25 protein-coding genes are annotated in these 17,859 nt (G+C 65.6%); all 25 read left to right on the top strand.

Annotated features, from left to right (window positions below; all coding sequences use genetic code 11):
• Positions 1–83: 83 nt before the first annotated feature.
• Positions 84–4,691, top strand: coding sequence for an RHS repeat-associated core domain-containing protein (locus tag ACZ67M_RS15020; RefSeq protein ID WP_469851355.1), 4,608 nt, complete (start codon positions 84–86; stop codon positions 4,689–4,691).
• A 13-nt stretch (positions 4,692–4,704) separates the two neighbouring features.
• A complete protein-coding gene (locus tag ACZ67M_RS15015) occupies positions 4,705–5,250 on the top strand; it encodes a hypothetical protein (protein ID WP_469851110.1) in 546 nt (181 codons plus the stop codon).
• Positions 5,251–5,841: 591 nt separating this feature from the next.
• On the top strand, positions 5,842–6,150 hold the full coding sequence (gene rpsJ / locus ACZ67M_RS15010) for a 30S ribosomal protein S10 (protein ID WP_003948644.1): 309 nt from the start codon (positions 5,842–5,844) through the stop codon (positions 6,148–6,150).
• A gap of 16 nt (positions 6,151–6,166) precedes the next feature.
• Positions 6,167–6,811: a 50S ribosomal protein L3 gene (gene rplC, locus ACZ67M_RS15005; RefSeq protein ID WP_064729355.1), complete on the top strand. Its 645-nt coding sequence runs from the start codon at positions 6,167–6,169 to the stop codon at positions 6,809–6,811.
• Positions 6,812–6,819: 8 nt separating this feature from the next.
• Positions 6,820–7,476 (top strand): 50S ribosomal protein L4, encoded by a 657-nt coding sequence (gene rplD, locus ACZ67M_RS15000; RefSeq protein WP_122615757.1) that lies wholly within the window; start codon positions 6,820–6,822, stop codon positions 7,474–7,476.
• The gene (rplW, locus tag ACZ67M_RS14995; protein WP_122615758.1) at positions 7,476–7,895 is read left to right on the top strand and encodes a 50S ribosomal protein L23; all 420 of its coding nucleotides are present in this window, start codon (positions 7,476–7,478) and stop codon (positions 7,893–7,895) included. The genes rplD and rplW overlap by 1 nt, the downstream gene beginning before the upstream one ends.
• A gap of 38 nt (positions 7,896–7,933) precedes the next feature.
• On the top strand, positions 7,934–8,770 hold the full coding sequence (gene rplB, locus ACZ67M_RS14990) for a 50S ribosomal protein L2 (RefSeq protein ID WP_019329639.1): 837 nt from the start codon (positions 7,934–7,936) through the stop codon (positions 8,768–8,770).
• A gap of 12 nt (positions 8,771–8,782) precedes the next feature.
• Complete coding sequence (gene rpsS, locus ACZ67M_RS14985; RefSeq protein WP_055418366.1) at positions 8,783–9,064, top strand: 30S ribosomal protein S19; 282 nt, start codon at positions 8,783–8,785, stop codon at positions 9,062–9,064.
• Positions 9,065–9,106: 42 nt separating this feature from the next.
• Positions 9,107–9,454, top strand: a complete 348-nt coding sequence (gene rplV / locus ACZ67M_RS14980; RefSeq protein ID WP_003974262.1) for a 50S ribosomal protein L22 — start codon at positions 9,107–9,109, stop codon at positions 9,452–9,454.
• Positions 9,454–10,284 (top strand): 30S ribosomal protein S3, encoded by an 831-nt coding sequence (gene rpsC, locus ACZ67M_RS14975; protein WP_122615759.1) that lies wholly within the window; start codon positions 9,454–9,456, stop codon positions 10,282–10,284. The genes rplV and rpsC overlap by 1 nt, the downstream gene beginning before the upstream one ends.
• A 5-nt stretch (positions 10,285–10,289) precedes the next feature.
• A complete protein-coding gene (gene rplP / locus ACZ67M_RS14970) occupies positions 10,290–10,709 on the top strand; it encodes a 50S ribosomal protein L16 (RefSeq protein ID WP_003974260.1) in 420 nt (139 codons plus the stop codon).
• Positions 10,709–10,933, top strand: coding sequence for a 50S ribosomal protein L29 (gene rpmC / locus ACZ67M_RS14965; RefSeq protein WP_003974259.1), 225 nt, complete (start codon positions 10,709–10,711; stop codon positions 10,931–10,933). Before rplP ends, rpmC begins: the two co-directional genes overlap by 1 nt.
• Positions 10,933–11,220 (top strand): 30S ribosomal protein S17, encoded by a 288-nt coding sequence (gene rpsQ / locus ACZ67M_RS14960; protein ID WP_122615760.1) that lies wholly within the window; start codon positions 10,933–10,935, stop codon positions 11,218–11,220. Before rpmC ends, rpsQ begins: the two co-directional genes overlap by 1 nt.
• 106 nt (positions 11,221–11,326) lie before the next feature.
• Complete coding sequence (rplN, locus tag ACZ67M_RS14955; RefSeq protein ID WP_003992364.1) at positions 11,327–11,695, top strand: 50S ribosomal protein L14; 369 nt, start codon at positions 11,327–11,329, stop codon at positions 11,693–11,695.
• A gap of 2 nt (positions 11,696–11,697) precedes the next feature.
• Complete coding sequence (rplX, locus tag ACZ67M_RS14950) at positions 11,698–12,021, top strand: 50S ribosomal protein L24 (RefSeq protein ID WP_122615761.1); 324 nt, start codon at positions 11,698–11,700, stop codon at positions 12,019–12,021.
• On the top strand, positions 12,021–12,578 hold the full coding sequence (gene rplE / locus ACZ67M_RS14945; protein WP_122615762.1) for a 50S ribosomal protein L5: 558 nt from the start codon (positions 12,021–12,023) through the stop codon (positions 12,576–12,578). Before rplX ends, rplE begins: the two co-directional genes overlap by 1 nt.
• A 5-nt stretch (positions 12,579–12,583) precedes the next feature.
• Entirely contained in the window at positions 12,584–12,769 is a 186-nt protein-coding gene (locus tag ACZ67M_RS14940) for a type Z 30S ribosomal protein S14 (RefSeq protein ID WP_003948630.1), read from the top strand.
• 211 nt (positions 12,770–12,980) lie between these two features.
• On the top strand, positions 12,981–13,379 hold the full coding sequence (rpsH, locus tag ACZ67M_RS14935; RefSeq protein ID WP_064729359.1) for a 30S ribosomal protein S8: 399 nt from the start codon (positions 12,981–12,983) through the stop codon (positions 13,377–13,379).
• A gap of 24 nt (positions 13,380–13,403) precedes the next feature.
• The gene (rplF, locus tag ACZ67M_RS14930; protein ID WP_055418362.1) at positions 13,404–13,943 is read left to right on the top strand and encodes a 50S ribosomal protein L6; all 540 of its coding nucleotides are present in this window, start codon (positions 13,404–13,406) and stop codon (positions 13,941–13,943) included.
• 3 nt (positions 13,944–13,946) lie between these two features.
• Complete coding sequence (gene rplR, locus ACZ67M_RS14925) at positions 13,947–14,330, top strand: 50S ribosomal protein L18 (RefSeq protein WP_064729360.1); 384 nt, start codon at positions 13,947–13,949, stop codon at positions 14,328–14,330.
• 43 nt (positions 14,331–14,373) lie between these two features.
• Entirely contained in the window at positions 14,374–14,979 is a 606-nt protein-coding gene (gene rpsE / locus ACZ67M_RS14920) for a 30S ribosomal protein S5 (protein ID WP_004927232.1), read from the top strand.
• 2 nt (positions 14,980–14,981) lie between these two features.
• Complete coding sequence (gene rpmD, locus ACZ67M_RS14915; RefSeq protein WP_006140898.1) at positions 14,982–15,164, top strand: 50S ribosomal protein L30; 183 nt, start codon at positions 14,982–14,984, stop codon at positions 15,162–15,164.
• Between the two features lie 2 nt (positions 15,165–15,166).
• Entirely contained in the window at positions 15,167–15,622 is a 456-nt protein-coding gene (rplO, locus tag ACZ67M_RS14910) for a 50S ribosomal protein L15 (protein ID WP_023547373.1), read from the top strand.
• Between the two features lie 240 nt (positions 15,623–15,862).
• Positions 15,863–17,176 (top strand): preprotein translocase subunit SecY, encoded by a 1,314-nt coding sequence (secY, locus tag ACZ67M_RS14905; protein WP_122615763.1) that lies wholly within the window; start codon positions 15,863–15,865, stop codon positions 17,174–17,176.
• Entirely contained in the window at positions 17,176–17,829 is a 654-nt protein-coding gene (locus ACZ67M_RS14900; protein WP_125492624.1) for an adenylate kinase, read from the top strand. The genes secY and ACZ67M_RS14900 overlap by 1 nt, the downstream gene beginning before the upstream one ends.
• Positions 17,830–17,859 lie beyond the last annotated feature (30 nt).

Here is a 17,859-nt window from a genome sequence, read left to right as displayed (position 1 = left end):
CTTTCGTCGAACGCAAGTGCCTTGTAAGTTCACTTGTGCATACGGGTTGTTGCTGTTGTGCGTGCGTCGACGGGGGTTGCGTGATGGTGGGTCACAGGCCGAGTGACTGGCATGTCCTGGACCTGGACAAGGACCCGACCCCGGGCGACCCGCAACGCGTACGCACGCTCGCGAAGACGCTGCACGACTTCGCCGATGACGTGTCCGAGGCGCTGCGTCTGGTCAAGGGCATGGCGGGGGAGACCACGCTCGCGGAGTGGGCGGGCAAGTCCGCGACGGTCTTCAAGGAGGAGTTCTCCGGCGTCCCGAAGAACCTGAAGAAACTCGAGAAGTCGTACGGCATGTGCGGCGACGCCCTCGCGGACTTCTGGCCGAAGCTGGAGCGCGCCCAGGCCCTGGCCGACCGGGCCCTCGTCAAAGCCCGTGAAGCCCGTCAGGACCTGACCTCGGCCCAGTCGAAGCTGTCCTCAGCGGACTCGTGGGTGACGCGGGCGTCGAAGGAGGCGGACAAGTACAAGGACGATCCGACGGGCAGCAAGTCGGACGCGGACAAGCCGGACGAGGCGAAGGTCCGCGCCGCCACCCGTGACGCGCAGCACGCGAAGACGGCCCTGACCAACGCGCAGTCGGCGGTGGACTCGGCGCAGAGCGCGCTGGACGCGGCGAAGAAGATGGCCGAGGACGCGCGCAAGATGCGTGAGGACGCGGCCCGGGACGCGAAGAACAAGATCGACGAGGCGTCGGACGCGGGCATCCAGAACCGGTCGTGGTGGGAGGACGTCGGCGACTGGTTCTCCGACAACTGGGACACGATCGTCATGGTCTGCAAGGTCGTCGTCGCGGTCGTCGGCATCGTCGCGATGATCATCGGCGGCCCGATCCTGGGCGCGATCGTCCTGGTCGCGGCCTTGGTCGTGCTCGCGGACACGCTCTACAAGTACAGCAAGGGGCAAGCATCCCTGTGGGACGTGGGGCTAGCCGCGCTGGACTGCATACCCGGCATGAAGGGCCTGACCACCCTCGGCGGCCTCGCCAAAGGACTCAAAGCCGCCGGCAAAGTCGGCCTCAAGGGCATGGCGACCGGCCTCAAGGGGCTCGGCAGGAGCGCTCGCGGCATGCTTGCGAACGGTACGAGAGGTGCCTACAACCGGGTCAGAAGCGTCGTCCGTTCGAAAGGCAGTGACCCCGTTGACATGGCGACCGGCGCCATGTACATGCCGCAGATTGACGTCGAGCTTCCCGGCGACCTACCACTCGTCTTCACCCGCCGTGTCGCGTCGGACTACCGATGCGGCTGGTGGTTCGGCCCTACCTGGTCCTCCACCATCGACCAGCGTCTCGAGTTTGACGACATGGGCATCGTCCACGTCACGGACGACGGTCTGCTACTCGCCTATCCACACCCCGAAAGGGAGGCTACGCCCGTACTACCCGAGGTGGGCCCACGTCATCCGTTGGTTCGACTCGACGACGACAGCTACCAGGTCAAAGACACCGTAACCGGTCATCTGCGCCACTTCTCTCGGCCCAATCGTGACGGTATCTCGGTAATCACCCGCATAACCGACCGCAACCGGCGGGCGATCGTCTTCGACTACGACGACGACGGAACTCCCCTGGGGATTCGCCACTCCGCCGGCTACCACCTCAAACTTCTCACTGAGAACGGTCGCGTCGTCGCCCTGAGTCTGGCCGGTGCTGCCGAGGACGGCTCGGACGTCCTCATCAAGCGATATGGCTACATCGACGGCAATCTCACCGAGGCTCGCAATTCGTCCGGTCTCCCCCTTCGGTTCACCTATGACGAGCGGTTGCGCGTCACGTCGTGGACGGACACCAACAACAGTCGCTACTCCTATGCCTATGACGAGCACGACCGCTGTGTGGCCGAAGGCGGTGAGGCCGGACATATAGCCGTCACGCTCCACTACGACGGCTCTGATCCCGCCTGGCCGGATTGCCGCATCACTGCACTCACCACGGCGGAGGGTGCCACCACGCGTTTCGTCGTCAACGAGAACATGCAGGTTGTCGCCGAAATCGACCCACTCGGCGGCGTGGTGCGAACCATGTACGACGACCACCATCACGTCGTGTCCACTGCGGACGAACTCGGTCGTCGTACGGTGCTCAGTCGCGATGAGGCCGGGCGGCCGATTGAAGCGGTCCGACCAGACGGAGCGGTCTTCCGCTTCGAATACGGCGTGGAGGGGTTGCTCACGTTCATCCGCCGGCCCGATGGTGCCTGCTGGAGTCGAACGTACGACGCGCGCGGCAATTGTTCCGGGATGACCGATCCAACCGGAGCAACCACCCGGTTCACCTATGACGCGGCGGGATCCGTGACCCAGGTGACCGATGCCCTTGGCGGCACCAGAACCGTGCAATGCGATGCCGCCGGACTCCCGGTGGCCACGACGGACGCTCTCGGCGCCACCACTACCTGGAAACGGGACGCCTTCGGCCGGATCGTCGAGTACGTCGACCCCCACGGTAAGAGCACTCACCTGTTCTGGACGGTCGAGGGACAACTGACCCGGCTCATCACCGCGGATGGGGCTACCGAATCCTGGGCGTACGACGGGGAGGGCAACTGTGTCAGCCACACCACTCCCGTGGGCGCAGTCACACGCTTCGAGTACACCCACTTCGACCTGCCCTCGGCGCGCACCGGACCAGACGGCGCGCGTTACGAGTTCGCGCACGACCACAACCTGCGTCTCGCGCAGGTGCGCAACCCCCAGGGACTGACGTGGACCTACGAGCACGATGCCGCGGGACGCCTCGTGTCGGAGACCGACTTCGACGGACGCACCCTCCGGTACAGCCATGACGCTGCCGGGCGCCTCAGCTCACGCGCAGACATGCTCGAGAACGTCATCCACTACGGGTACGACGCCGCCGACAACCTGGTGCGGAAGCGCTGCGGTGCGCACATCACACGATTCGCTTACGACCTGAACAGGCAATTGATCTCCGCAACAGGACCCGATGCGGAGCTGCTGCTCACTCGTGACGCGAACGGACGCGTAACGAGTGAGACGGTCAACGGTCAGCGGTTGACGTATGAGTACGACCGGCTGGGCCGTGTCTCCCGTCGCACGACTCCCACCGGAGCCACGAGCGACTGGGCGTACGACGGGACGGGGAATCGGCTGAGGCTGAACGCCTCGGGCCGGGAGATGCGATTCCAGCACGACTACTCCGGCCTGGAAACCGCCCGGTGGCTGGGGGACGGCATCGTCTTCACTCAGACTCACGACAGTCTGGGGCGGCTGACGGCGCAGGATCTCGCCCGCGATGACGTCGGACTCTTGCACCGTGAGTACGAGTACGCCGAGGACGGAAACCTCACCGCGATACTTGATGCTCGCTCCGGACATCGTCGGTTCGTCCTCGGCGCCGCACATCGTGTCACCGAGGTGAGGGCACATAACTGGTCCGAGCGTTATGCCTACGATGAGGCCGGCAATCTCACGGACGCATCATGGCCGTCCTGGCATCCCGGCTCGGATGCGACCGGAGCTCGCGTCCATGCCGGGACGGAGCTCAATCGTGCAGGGCGTACTCGATTCACCTACGACGCCTTGGGACGCGTAATAGCGCGTCAGAAGAGACAGCTCTCCGGACGGCGTGACACCTGGCGATACACCTGGGACCCGGAGAGTCGACTGACTTCCGTCCGTACACCCGACGGGACCTCCTGGCGATACCTCTACGATCCGCTGGGTCGACGTATCGCCAAACAGAGGCTGTCCCATGATGAATCGAGCGTGGCGGAGCAGACCGCCTTCACCTGGGACGGTGTGATTCTGTGCGAACAGACAACCGCGACAGGTTCTGCGGCACCCCGCGTGGCGACGACCTGGGACCACGACGGCTTCCATCCCATCGCGCAGACGGAGCGGATCATCGCTTCGGATGGGGGTCAGGAGGAAATCGACTCCCGGTTCTTCTCCATAGTCACCGATCTGGTCGGAACACCGACAGAGCTCGTGGACGAAGGAGGGCAGATCGCATGGCGCACACGGGTCACGCTATGGGGTGTCGCGGCCTGGAACTCCGATGCATCCGCCTATACGCCTCTCCGCTTCCCTGGTCAATACTTCGATCCGGAAACCGGGCTGCACTACAACTACTTTCGACACTATGACCCCGAAACGGCTCGGTATCTCACCCCGGACCCGCTCGGGCTCGCACCGGCGCCCAATCCGGTCACATACGTGGAAAACCCTCATACCGGCGTCGACCTTCTCGGATTGAGCCCGTACTACAGTGAAATAGCAGCCAATGGTCAGCGAGGGCCGGCCTACGCTGTCGTCACTCCTCAGACGCTGGACGACGCGGCCGCAGGTCTCATCGGTAGCTCGCCGGGGCGCGGCGCTCGGCACGCTCCTCCCGGGTTCGGAGGTCAGGCAGCTGGGCATTCGCGTGGTCATTTGATCGGTCAGCAGTTCGGGGGAGACGGAAGAGACATGCGGAACATCGTCACCCAGAGAGACACACTGAACAATGGGCCGATTTCGACGGCGGAGAATGAAATCGCCGCGCATGTGAGGCAGACGGGCAACACTGTCACCATGAGTGTCACGCCTGAGTACACGAATGGGGGAAATGTGCCAAGCCATGTCCTCATCGAGGCTGTCGATGACTTCGGCTGGTCATTCAACAGGCGACTCCCCAATATGTGAGAGGAAACGGGACGTGGCAGACGTGAACTTCGAGGAGGCGATGAGTCGCCTGACTGTGCTGTGCCCTCCTCCGCCTCACTCCGGCCTCGCGAGAGATCCAGGATTCGAGTCTGACGTTGCTTCTGTACCGGCCAGTCACAGGAAGCTGATCGCAACTTACGGCACCGGATGCTTCGACGAGTTCTTGTGGGTTTTCGCGGAGGGAGCGCCGAACGGTCAACTTGACATCATCGAGCGTACGCGCCTGTTGCGTGCGAATTTTCGGAACAAAGGACTGCACGAGCTGAATCAAGTTCTGCGTGAATACCGTGCTGCTCCGGATGACCTCGTACAGTGGGGTGGAACCGATAATGCCGACATATTGGCGTGGATCACCAAAGGGGAACCTGAGGGTTGGCCAACCGTGATCATCCAGGCGGGGCAACTCAGGGCCGTCGTCTGTTCCGCGAGCTCGACCGCGACGATTCTCGCCTTGTTGGACGGATCGCTGAGAGTCCCCTTCTTCCCCTCGGACTTCCCTGACACGCGGCCTGAATTCTCGACCAACCCGTACGCGTGAACGTAACGGCGGCCGCCGCATCTCCGCGCGTGGCCTGCGTGCTGTTGGGGGGCGGCCCGGAGAGGGAGCGTCCGTCGCTGCTGCGCGGCGTCGGCGGCCAGGTCGAATCCCGGCCATACGGTGGGATTCCGTGTCCGTCGCGGTGGCCCGTTCCGAAGCCAGCCGTGCTGAAGCGGCTGCCTGGTTTGATCCCCCTCGCCCCCGGGGTACAGTCATCCGCTTCGATTGGCCAGCCCCCCGCCCCGTATGGCAGACTAGCGGGGTTGCTCGGTCGAGTGCCGATGCTGCGCGCCTCCCGCCGGGAGGACCGGAAGCGAGTCCCACAGTACTCGTCGTCCCTGTTCAGGGGCGGACGTACGGGAATCTTCCGGGAAGTGTCAGCGGGGTACCGGCCAGGCACCCGGTGGGCTTCTCGCCCCCGGTCCGCGGTTCCGGAAGGGCCCGCACCTCCCAGAGCAGGGATGTTCGAACAAGGGACATCTGTGTCAGCGAGAGTGCGACACGCCCGACCGCGTGGGTCGGAGGCGGGGCGTGGAGACACAAGGGCCGCCGGGTCCAGAGCGTTACGAGAGACAGGACTACTGAGTAGCCATGGCGGGACAGAAGATCCGCATCCGGCTCAAGGCCTACGACCACGAGGTCATCGACTCCTCGGCGAAGAAGATCGTCGAGACGGTGACCCGCACTGGTGCGTCGGTCGCGGGCCCGGTGCCGCTGCCCACTGAGAAGAACGTGTACTGCGTCATCAAGTCGCCGCACAAGTACAAGGACTCGCGCGAGCACTTCGAGATGCGCACGCACAAGCGCCTCATCGACATCCTCGACCCGACCCCCAAGACCGTTGACTCTCTGATGCGACTCGACCTCCCGGCCGGTGTCGACATCGAGATCAAGCTCTGAGGGCGGTGATCTGAAGATGACCAAGCAGATCAAGGGCATCCTGGGCGAGAAGCTCGGCATGACGCAGGTGTGGGACGAGAACAACCGCGTTGTTCCGGTCACCGTCGTCAAGGCCGGCCCCAACGTCGTCACCCAGGTCCGTACGAACGACGTCGACGGCTACGAGTCGGTCCAGATCGCCTTCGGCGAGATCGACCCGCGCAAGGTGAACAAGCCCCTCAAGGGCCACTTCGCCAAGGCCGACGTCACCCCCCGTCGCCACCTCGTCGAGATCCGTACCGCTGGTGCCAGCGACTACACCCTCGGCCAGGAGATCACCGCTGAGGCCTTCGAGTCCGGCGTGAAGGTCGACGTCACCGCGAAGAGCAAGGGCAAGGGCTTCGCCGGCGTCATGAAGCGCCACAACTTCAAGGGTGGCAAGGCGTCGCACGGTGCCCACCGTGTGCACCGCATGCCCGGATCCATCGGTGGCTGTGCCACCCCCGGCCGTGTCTTCAAGGGCATGCGCATGGCGGGCCGCATGGGCAACGAGCGGGTCACCACCCAGAACCTGACCGTCCACGCCGTTGACGCGGAGAAGGGTCTGCTGCTCATCAAGGGCGCCATTCCCGGTCCGAACGGCGGCCTCGTCCTGGTCCGCACCGCGGCCAAGGGGGCCTGAGGTAACCGATGAGCACTGTTGACATCCTTTCGCCTGCCGGCGAGAAGACCGGAAGCGTCGAGCTCCCCGCGGAGATCTTCGGCGTGGAGAAGATCAGCATCCCGCTGATCCACCAGGTCGTCGTCGCGCAGAACGCCGCCGCCCGCCAGGGCACGCACAAGACCAAGCGTCGCGGCGAGGTCCGTGGTGGCGGCAAGAAGCCGTACCGCCAGAAGGGCACCGGCCGCGCCCGCCAGGGTTCGACCCGTGCGCCGCAGTTCGCCGGCGGTGGCGTCGTCCACGGCCCGCAGCCGCGTGACTACTCGCAGCGGACCCCGAAGAAGATGAAGGCCGCGGCCCTGCGCCACGCCCTCACCGACCGGGCCCGCCACAACCGCATCCACGTCGTCACCGGCGTCATCGAGGGCGACAACCCGTCCACGAAGGCCGCCCGGACGCTGTTCGGCAAGATCTCGGAGCGCAAGAACCTGCTCCTGGTCGTCGACCGCGCCGACGAGGCCGCGTGGCTGTCCGCCCGCAACCTGCCCCAGATCCACATCCTGGAGCCGGGCCAGCTGAACACGTACGACGTTCTCGTCTCGGACGACGTGGTCTTCACCCAGGCCGCCTTCGAGTCCTTCGTGTCCGGCCCCAAGGCTGCTGACACCGAAGGGAGCGAAGCCTGATGGCTACGCGTCACCCGAGCATCGCCCCCAAGGCGGCCAAGGCCGCCAAGGCCGCGCGCGTCGCCAAGGCGCGTCGCCACGAGGCCGAGGGCAAGAACACCGTCGTGACCCCCGCCAGCAAGGCGTTCACGGACCCCCGTGACGTGCTGCTGAAGCCGGTCGTGTCGGAGAAGAGCTACGCGCTCCTCGACGAGAACAAGTACACGTTCATCGTCGCGCCGGGCTCCAACAAGACCCAGATCAAGGAGGCCGTCCAGGCGGTCTTCTCGGTCAAGGTCACCGGGGTCAACACGATCAACCGCCAGGGCAAGCGCAAGCGCACCCGCACGGGCTTCGGCAAGCGTGCCGACAGCAAGCGCGCGATCGTGACCCTTGCCGAGGGCGACCGTATCGACATCTTCGGCGGTCCGACCGCGTAAGCGGGTCGGATCGTCCGATATCGGACGAGGACTGAGAAATGGGAATCCGCAAGTACAAGCCGACTACGCCGGGCCGCCGTGGCTCCAGCGTCGCCGACTTCGTCGAGGTCACGCGGTCCACGCCGGAGAAGTCGCTGGTCCGCCCGCTGCACAGCAAGGGCGGCCGTAACAACGCCGGTCGTGTGACCGTTCGCCACCAGGGTGGCGGACACAAGCGCGCCTACCGAGTGATCGACTTCCGTCGGCACGACAAGGACGGCGTGCCGGCGAAGGTCGCGCACATCGAGTACGACCCCAACCGCACCGCGCGCATCGCGCTGCTGCACTACGCGGACGGCGAGAAGCGCTACATCCTCGCCCCGCGCAACCTGCAGCAGGGTGACCGCGTCGAGAACGGTCCCGGGGCCGACATCAAGCCGGGCAACAACCTGGCGCTCCGCAACATCCCGGTCGGTACCACGATCCACGCGATCGAGCTCCGTCCCGGTGGCGGCGCCAAGTTCGCCCGTTCCGCCGGTGCCTCCGTGCAGCTGCTCGCGAAGGAGGGCCAGATGGCCCACCTGCGCATGCCGTCCGGAGAGATCCGCCTGGTCGACGTGCGCTGCCGCGCCACCGTCGGCGAGGTCGGCAACGCCGAGCAGAGCAACATCAACTGGGGCAAGGCGGGCCGTAAGCGCTGGCTGGGCGTTCGCCCGACCGTGCGTGGTGTGGTCATGAACCCGGTGGACCACCCGCACGGTGGTGGCGAAGGCCGTACCTCGGGTGGTCGCCACCCGGTGTCCCCCTGGGGCAAGAAGGAAGGCCGTACTCGTTCGCCCAAGAAGGCGTCGAACAAGTACATCGTCCGCCGCCGCAAGACGAACAAGAAGCGCTAAGGACGGGTTGAGATGCCTCGTAGCTTGAAGAAGGGACCCTTCGTCGACGACCACCTGATCAAGAAGGTGGACACGCAGAACGAAGCCGGTTCCAAGAACGTCATCAAGACCTGGTCCCGTCGCTCGATGATCGTCCCGGCGATGCTCGGCCACACGATCGCGGTGCACAACGGCAAGACCCACATCCCGGTGTTTGTCACCGAGTCCATGGTCGGCCACAAGCTCGGCGAGTTCTCGCCGACGCGCACCTTCCGGGGTCACGTCAAGGACGACCGGAAGTCGAAGCGCCGCTAGTAGCGGGGTGGAATGACCATGACAAACACTGAAGGGACAACCATGGAAGCCAGGGCCCAGGCGCGGTACATCCGCGTCACGCCCATGAAGGCCCGCCGCGTGGTGGACCTCATCCGTGGCATGGATGCCACGGAGGCTCAGGCGGTCCTGCGTTTCGCCCCGCAGGCCGCGAGCGTGCCGGTCGGCAAGGTGCTGGACAGCGCCATCGCCAACGCCGCGCACAACTACGACCACACCGACGCCGACAGCCTCTTCATCTCCGAGGCCTACGTCGACGAGGGCCCGACCCTGAAGCGGTTCCGGCCGCGCGCCCAGGGTCGCGCCTACCGGATCCGCAAGCGGACCAGCCACATCACCGTGGTCGTCAGCAGCAAGGAAGGAACCCGGTAATGGGCCAGAAGGTAAACCCGCACGGGTTCCGGCTCGGTGTCACGACCGACTTCAAGTCGCGTTGGTACGCCGACAAGCTGTACAAGGACTACGTCAAGGAAGACGTCGCCATCCGTCGGATGATGACGTCCGGCATGGAGCGCGCCGGCATCTCGAAGGTGGAGATCGAGCGCACCCGTGACCGCGTGCGTGTGGACATCCACACCGCCCGTCCCGGCATCGTCATCGGCCGCCGCGGCGCCGAGGCCGACCGCATCCGCGGTGACCTGGAGAAGCTGACCGGCAAGCAGGTCCAGCTGAACATCCTCGAGGTCAAGAGCCCCGAGACGGACGCTCAGCTGGTGGCCCAGGCCGTCGCCGAGCAGCTGTCCTCCCGCGTCTCCTTCCGTCGCGCCATGCGCAAGAGCATGCAGGGCACGATGAAGGCCGGCGCCAAGGGCATCAAGATCCAGTGCGGTGGCCGCCTCGGTGGCGCCGAGATGTCCCGCTCGGAGTTCTACCGCGAGGGCCGTGTGCCCCTGCACACGCTCCGCGCGAACGTGGACTACGGCTTCTTCGAGGCCAAGACGACCTTCGGCCGCATCGGTGTGAAGGTCTGGATCTACAAGGGCGACGTCAAGAACATCGCCGAGGTCCGCGCCGAGAACGCGGCCGCCCGTGCCGGCAACCGTCCGGCCCGTGGCGGCAGCGACCGCCCGGCCCGCGGTGGCCGCGGTGGCGAGCGTCGTGGGCGCAAGCCGCAGCAGCAGTCGGCTCCGGCCGCCGAGGCTCCCAAGGCCGACGCGCCCGCCGCTGCCGCTCCGGCTGAGAGCACCGGAACGGAGGCCTGACCGAAATGCTGATCCCCCGTAGGGTCAAGCACCGCAAGCAGCACCACCCGAAGCGCCGCGGCATGGCCAAGGGCGGTACGCAGGTTGCGTTCGGCGAGTACGGCATCCAGGCCCTCACGCCCGCGTACGTGACCAACCGCCAGATCGAGGCGGCCCGTATCGCGATGACCCGCCACATCAAGCGTGGCGGCAAGGTCTGGATCAACATCTACCCGGACCGCCCGCTCACGAAGAAGCCGGCCGAGACCCGCATGGGTTCCGGTAAGGGTTCCCCGGAGTGGTGGATCGCGAACGTGCACCCGGGCCGGGTCATGTTCGAGCTGTCCTACCCCAACGAGAAGATCGCCCGTGAGGCGCTGACCCGTGCGGCCCACAAGCTGCCGATGAAGTGCCGGATCGTCAAGCGCGAGGCAGGTGAAGCGTGATGTCGGCCGGTACCAAGGCGTCCGAGCTGCGCGAGCTGGGCAACGAGGAGCTTCTGGCGAAGCTCCGCGAGGCCAAGGAAGAGCTGTTCAACCTCCGCTTCCAGGCGGCGACGGGCCAGCTCGAGAACCACGGCCGGCTCAAGGCCGTCCGTAAGGACATCGCGCGGATCTACACCCTGATGCGTGAGCGCGAGCTGGGCATCGAGACGGTGGAGAGCGCCTGATGAGCGAGAGCAACGTGACTGAAGAGACGAAGGCCGCCCGCGGCTTCCGCAAGACCCGTCAGGGTCTGGTCGTCAGCGACAAGATGGACAAGACCGTCGTCGTCGCCGTCGAGGACCGCGTGACCCACGCGCTGTACGGCAAGGTCATCCGTCGTACCAGCAAGCTCAAGGCTCACGACGAGCAGAACGCCGCGGGTGTCGGCGACCGCGTCCTCCTCATGGAGACCCGGCCGCTGTCCGCGACGAAGCGCTGGCGCGTCGTCGAGGTCCTCGAGAAGGCCAAGTAATTCCTGCGGGCAAACCCGCAGGTCAGTTCCGCCAGGCTCGGCAGGGGCTCCACCTCCTTGGTGAGGGGGCCCCTGCCGGGAACCGGCAGACAATCAGGAGATAGACGTGATCCAGCAGGAGTCGCGACTGCGCGTCGCCGACAACACTGGTGCGAAGGAAATCCTTTGCATCCGTGTACTCGGTGGCTCCGGTCGCCGCTACGCGGGCATCGGTGACGTCATCGTCGCCACCGTCAAGGACGCGATCCCCGGCGGCAACGTGAAGAAGGGTGACGTCATCAAGGCCGTCATCGTTCGCACCGTCAAGGAGCGCCGCCGTCCGGACGGCTCGTACATCCGCTTCGACGAGAACGCCGCCGTCATTCTGAAGAACGACGGCGACCCTCGCGGCACCCGTATCTTCGGCCCGGTGGGCCGTGAGCTGCGCGAGAAGAAGTTCATGAAGATCATCTCCCTCGCGCCGGAGGTGCTGTGAGCATGAAGATCAAGAAGGGCGACCTGGTCCAGGTCATCACCGGTAAGGACAAGGGCAAGCAGGGCAAGGTCATCGCGGCCTTCCCCCGCGAGGACCGCGTCCTGGTCGAGGGTGTCAACCGGGTCAAGAAGCACACCAAGGCCGGGCCGACCGCTCGCGGTTCGCAGGCCGGCGGCATCGTGACCACCGAGGCCCCGATCCACATCTCCAACGTCCAGCTGGTCGTGGAGAAGGACGGCAACAAGGTCGTCACGCGCGTCGGTTACCGCTTCGACGACGAGGGCAACAAGATCCGCGTTGCCAAGCGGACGGGTGAGGACATCTGATGGCTACCACCACCACTCCGCGTCTGAAGACGAAGTACCGCGAGGAGATCTCGGGCAAGCTGCGTGAGGAGTTCTCCTACGAGAACGTCATGCAGGTCCCCGGCCTCGTCAAGATCGTGGTCAACATGGGTGTGGGCGACGCCGCCCGCGACTCCAAGCTGATCGAGGGTGCCATCAAGGACCTCACCACGATCACCGGTCAGAAGCCGGCCGTCACCAAGGCCCGCAAGTCCATCGCGCAGTTCAAGCTGCGTGAGGGCCAGCCGATCGGTGCCCACGTCACGCTCCGTGGCGACCGCATGTGGGAGTTCCTGGACCGCACCCTGTCGCTCGCGCTGCCGCGCATCCGCGACTTCCGTGGTCTGTCCCCCAAGCAGTTCGACGGCCGTGGCAACTACACCTTCGGTCTCACGGAGCAGGTCATGTTCCACGAGATCGACCAGGACAAGATCGACCGCGTCCGGGGTATGGACATCACCGTGGTGACCACGGCGACCAACGACGCTGAGGGCCGCGCGCTCCTTCGTCACCTCGGCTTCCCCTTCAAGGAGGCGTGAGCGAGATGGCGAAGAAGGCTCTCATCGCGAAGGCTGCTCGCAAGCCCAAGTTCGGCGTGCGTGGCTACACGCGCTGCCAGCGCTGCGGCCGTCCCCACTCCGTGTACCGCAAGTTCGGCCTGTGCCGCGTGTGCCTTCGTGAGATGGCTCACCGTGGCGAGCTGCCGGGCGTGACCAAGAGCTCCTGGTAGTCCGGTAATCCCGGGTTACTCAGGCTCTCGGTAAGCATCTGGGTCGGCAGAGGCCCAGCCCTCCATGCCTTAGGCTTGTGGGGTTGGGCGTCTGTCACGCCCGTACGACTTACTACGCCGTAGGTCCACCGCGCCGCACCCGTCCCGTCTCGGATCGGGGAGAGGGATGGCGCACCAGGAAACCCCGGCGAGAGAGGCCGAAGGCCAATTCATGACCATGACTGATCCGATCGCAGACATGCTTACGCGTCTGCGGAACGCGAACTCGGCGTACCACGACTCCGTGTCGATGCCGGCGTCCAAGATCAAGTCTCACATCGCGGAGATCCTCCAGCAGGAGGGCTTCATCACGGGCTGGAAGACCGAGGACGCCGAGGTCGGCAAGAACCTCGTCCTCGAGCTGAAGTTCGGCCCGAACCGTGAGCGCTCCATCGCGGGCATCAAGCGGATCTCCAAGCCCGGTCTCCGGGTGTACGCGAAGTCCACCAACCTGCCGAAGGTGCTGGGCGGCCTCGGCGTGGCGATCATCTCCACGTCGCACGGGCTCCTCACCGACAAGCAGGCCGGCAAGAAGGGCGTGGGTGGGGAAGTCCTCGCCTACGTCTGGTAGCGGAAGGGAACGGAGGAAACAGCTATGTCGCGCATCGGCAAGCTCCCCATCGCGGTTCCCGCCGGCGTGGACGTCACCATCGACGGCCGTACGGTCTCGGTCAAGGGCCCCAAGGGTTCGCTGACTCACACCGTCGTGGCACCGATCGACATCGCCAAGGGTGAGGACGGCGTTCTGAACGTCACCCGCCCCAACGAAGAGCGTCAGAGCAAGGCCCTGCACGGCCTGTCCCGCACGCTGGTGGCGAACATGATCACCGGCGTGACCCAGGGTTACGTGAAGAAGCTCGAGATCAGCGGTGTCGGTTACCGCGTGCTCGCCAAGGGTTCGAACCTGGAGTTCTCCCTCGGCTACAGCCACCCGATCCTGGTCGAGGCCCCCGAGGGCATCACCTTCAAGGTGGAGTCCCCGACCCGTTTCTCGGTCGAGGGCATCGACAAGCAGAAGGTCGGCGAGGTTGCGGCCAACATCCGCAAGCTGCGCAAGCCCGACCCGTACAAGGCCAAGGGCGTCAAGTACGAGGGCGAAGTCATCCGCCGCAAGGTCGGAAAGGCGGGTAAGTAAGCCATGGCATACGGGCAGAAGATCCTCAAGGGCGACGCCTACAAGCGCGCCGCGATCAAGCGCCGTCACATCCGGATTCGCAAGAATCTCTCGGGTACGGCGGAGCGTCCGCGTCTGGTCGTTACTCGCTCCAACCGCCACATCGTGGCCCAGGTCATCGACGACATCAAGGGCCACACCGTGGCCTCGGCGTCGACCCTGGACACCTCGATCCGTGGTGGCGAGGCCGACAAGTCCGCGCAGGCCAAGCAGGTCGGCGCCCTGGTTGCCGAGCGCGCCAAGGCCGCGGGTGTCGAGGCCGTCGTGTTCGACCGTGGTGGTAACCAGTACGCCGGGCGCATCGCCGCTCTGGCCGACGCCGCCCGCGAAGCCGGACTGAAGTTCTGAGCCGGTTCCGTATCGCTAGCGGAAACAGAGAGAGGTAATTCCAATGGCTGGACCCCAGCGCCGCGGTGGCGGTGCCGGTGGCGGCGAGCGGCGGGACCGGAAGGGCCGTGACGGCGGCGCAGCTGCCGCCGAGAAGACCGCTTACGTTGAGCGCGTCGTCGCGATCAACCGTGTCGCCAAGGTTGTGAAGGGTGGTCGTCGCTTCAGCTTCACCGCGCTGGTCGTGGTGGGCGACGGTGACGGCACCGTGGGTGTCGGATACGGCAAGGCCAAGGAGGTGCCGGCCGCCATCGCCAAGGGCGTTGAGGAGGCCAAGAAGCACTTCTTCAAGGTCCCCCGCATCCAGGGCACCATCCCGCACCCCATCCAGGGTGAGAAGGCTGCCGGCGTCGTGCTGCTCAAGCCCGCGTCCCCGGGTACCGGTGTTATCGCCGGTGGTCCGGTGCGCGCCGTGCTCGAGTGCGCCGGTATCCACGACGTGCTGTCGAAGTCGCTCGGCTCCGACAACCAGATCAACATCGTGCACGCGACCGTGGAGGCCCTGAAGGGTCTCCAGCGCCCCGAGGAGATCGCGGCCCGCCGCGGTCTGCCGCTCGAGGACGTAGCCCCCGCGGCTCTTCTCCGTGCGCGTGCCGGGGCGGGTGCGTAATCATGGCGCAGCTCAAGATTACGCAGGTCAAGTCCTACATCGGCAGCAAGCAGAACCACCGTGACACCCTGCGTTCCCTTGGTCTCAAGGGGATCAACACGCAGGTCGTCAAGGAGGACCGCCCCGAGTTCCGCGGCATGGTGCACACCGTCCGCCACCTCGTGTCGGTCGAGGAGGTCGACTGATCATGGCGGAGCAGAACCCGCTCAAGATCCACAACCTCCGTCCTGCCCCGGGCGCCAAGACCGCCAAGACCCGTGTGGGTCGTGGTGAGGCGTCGAAGGGTAAGACGGCTGGTCGTGGTACCAAGGGCACGAAGGCCCGTTACCAGGTTCCGGAGCGCTTCGAGGGTGGCCAGATGCCCCTCCACATGCGTCTCCCGAAGCTGAAGGGCTTCAAGAACCCGTTCAAGACCGAGTTCCAGGTCGTGAACCTCGACAAGCTGGCCGCGCTCTACCCCGAGGGTGGCGAGGTCACCGTCGAGGGTCTGGTGGCCAAGGGTGCCGTTCGCAAGAACAGCCTCGTCAAGGTCCTCGGCCAGGGCGAGATCTCCGTGGCGCTGCAGGTGACGGTCGACGCCGTCTCCGGCTCCGCCAAGGAGAAGATCACCGCCGCCGGCGGCACCGTCACCGAGCTCGTCTGAACCCTTCAGGCGTCTCGATGACTTGAGCGATCCCACCGGGGATACCCCACAAAAGGGGTATCCCCGGTTGGTCGTTCCAAGGGAAGTGCTCCCGCCGGTAAGGTGGCCTGCGCTGCCCTCTTTCACGGGTGCGTCACATGGGGCACCCTGAGCGGCAGTTGACCGTTACTCACTAAGTCGTCAGTCGAACCTCAAGACCGTCACCCTTGACGCAGTAGCGCGGGGGTCGCAGGAGGCACCGTGCTCACCGCGTTCGCCCGGGCGTTCAAGACGCCCGACCTGCGCAAGAAGCTGCTCTTCACGCTCGGCATCATCGTGGTCTACCGGCTCGGTACCCACATTCCCATTCCAGGCGTCGACTACAAGAACGTCCAGGAGTGCGTGGACCAGGCGTCCGGCAGCCAGGGCATCTTCGGCCTGGTCAACATGTTCAGCGGTGGCGCCCTGCTGCAGATCACGGTCTTCGCGCTCGGCATCATGCCGTACATCACGGCGAGCATCATTCTGCAGCTGCTGACCGTGGTGATCCCGCGCCTGGAAGCCCTCAAGAAGGAGGGCCAGGCCGGTACGGCGAAGATCACGCAGTACACCCGTTACCTGACCATCGCGCTCGCCATCCTTCAGGGCACCGGCCTGGTGGCCACCGCCCGCAGCGGCGCCCTCTTCTCCGGCTGCACCGTCGCCGGTCAGATCGTCCCCGACCAGGCGATCTTCACCACGGTCGTCATGGTGATCTGCATGACCGCCGGTACGGCCGTCGTCATGTGGCTCGGCGAGCTGATCACCGACCGCGGCATCGGCAACGGCATGTCGATCCTGATGTTCATCTCGATCGCCGCCACCTTCCCGTCCGCCCTGTGGGCCATCAAGAAGCAGGGCGACCTGGCCGACGGCTGGATCGAGTTCGGCACCGTCGTCGCGGTCGGCCTGGTCATGATCGGCCTCGTGGTCTTCGTGGAGCAGGCCCAGCGCCGCATCCCGGTGCAGTACGCGAAGCGCATGATCGGCCGCCGTTCCTACGGCGGTACGTCGACGTACATCCCGCTCAAGGTGAACCAGGCGGGCATCATCCCCGTCATCTTCGCCTCGTCGCTGCTGTACATCCCGGCGCTGATCGTTCAGTTCTCCGGCTCCACGGCCGGCTGGGCCACCTGGATCCAGAAGAACCTCGCCGATCCCGCCGCGGTGCCGCACATCGTCCTGTACTTCTTCCTGATCGTCTTCTTCGCCTTCTTCTACGTGGCCATCTCGTTCAACCCCGAGGAAGTCGCGGACAACATGAAGAAGTATGGTGGCTTCATCCCGGGCATCCGGGCTGGCCGACCGACCGCTGAGTATCTGAGCTACGTACTCAACCGGATCACCTGGCCGGGTTCGCTGTACTTGGGCCTGATCGCTCTCGTCCCGACAATGGCGTTGGCTGGTTTCGGGGCAAGCCAGAACTTCCCGTTCGGCGGTACCAGCATCCTGATCATCGTGGGTGTCGGTCTCGAGACGGTGAAGCAGATCGAGAGCCAGCTCCAGCAGCGCAATTACGAAGGGTTCCTCCGCTGATGCGAATCGTCCTCGTCGGGCCTCCTGGCGCCGGAAAGGGTACGCAGGCAACCCGCCTTGCCGAGACGCTGCACATCCCGCACATCTCCACGGGCGACCTGTTCCGCGCGAACATCAGCCAGCAGACCGAACTGGGCAAGCTCGCCAAGTCGTACATGGACGCCGGCAATCTCGTGCCGGACGAGGTCACCATCGCCATGGCGAAGGACCGCATGGAGCAGCCGGACGCCGAGGGCGGCTTCCTGCTGGACGGCTTCCCGCGCAACGTCTCTCAGGCCGAGGCGCTGGACGAGCTGCTCGAGACCGAGGACATGAAGCTCGACGCCGTGCTCGACCTGGAGGCCCCCGAGGCCGAGGTCGTGAAGCGGATCGCCGGCCGGCGGGTCTGCCGGAACAACTCGGCGCACGTCTTCCACGTGACGTACACGCCGCCGAAGAAGGAAGGCGTCTGCGACGTCTGCGGCGGCGAGCTGTACCAGCGGGACGACGACTCCGAGGAGACGGTCCGCAAGCGGCTGGAGGTCTACCACACGCAGACCGAGCCGATCATCGACTACTACAAGGCGCAGGGCCTGGTCGTCACCATCGCGGCGACCGGCCCCGTGGACGAGGTCACCGGCCGTGCGCTGGAGGCGCTCAAGCGCGACCAGTAGTTCTCAGCCTCGGCTCAGCCGCGGTCCCCA

This window comes from Streptomyces sp. NPDC107500, from assembly GCF_055582785.1.
The sequence above is the reverse complement of the archived record's forward strand: the minus strand, read 5'-3'. Positions and strand labels throughout refer to the sequence as shown.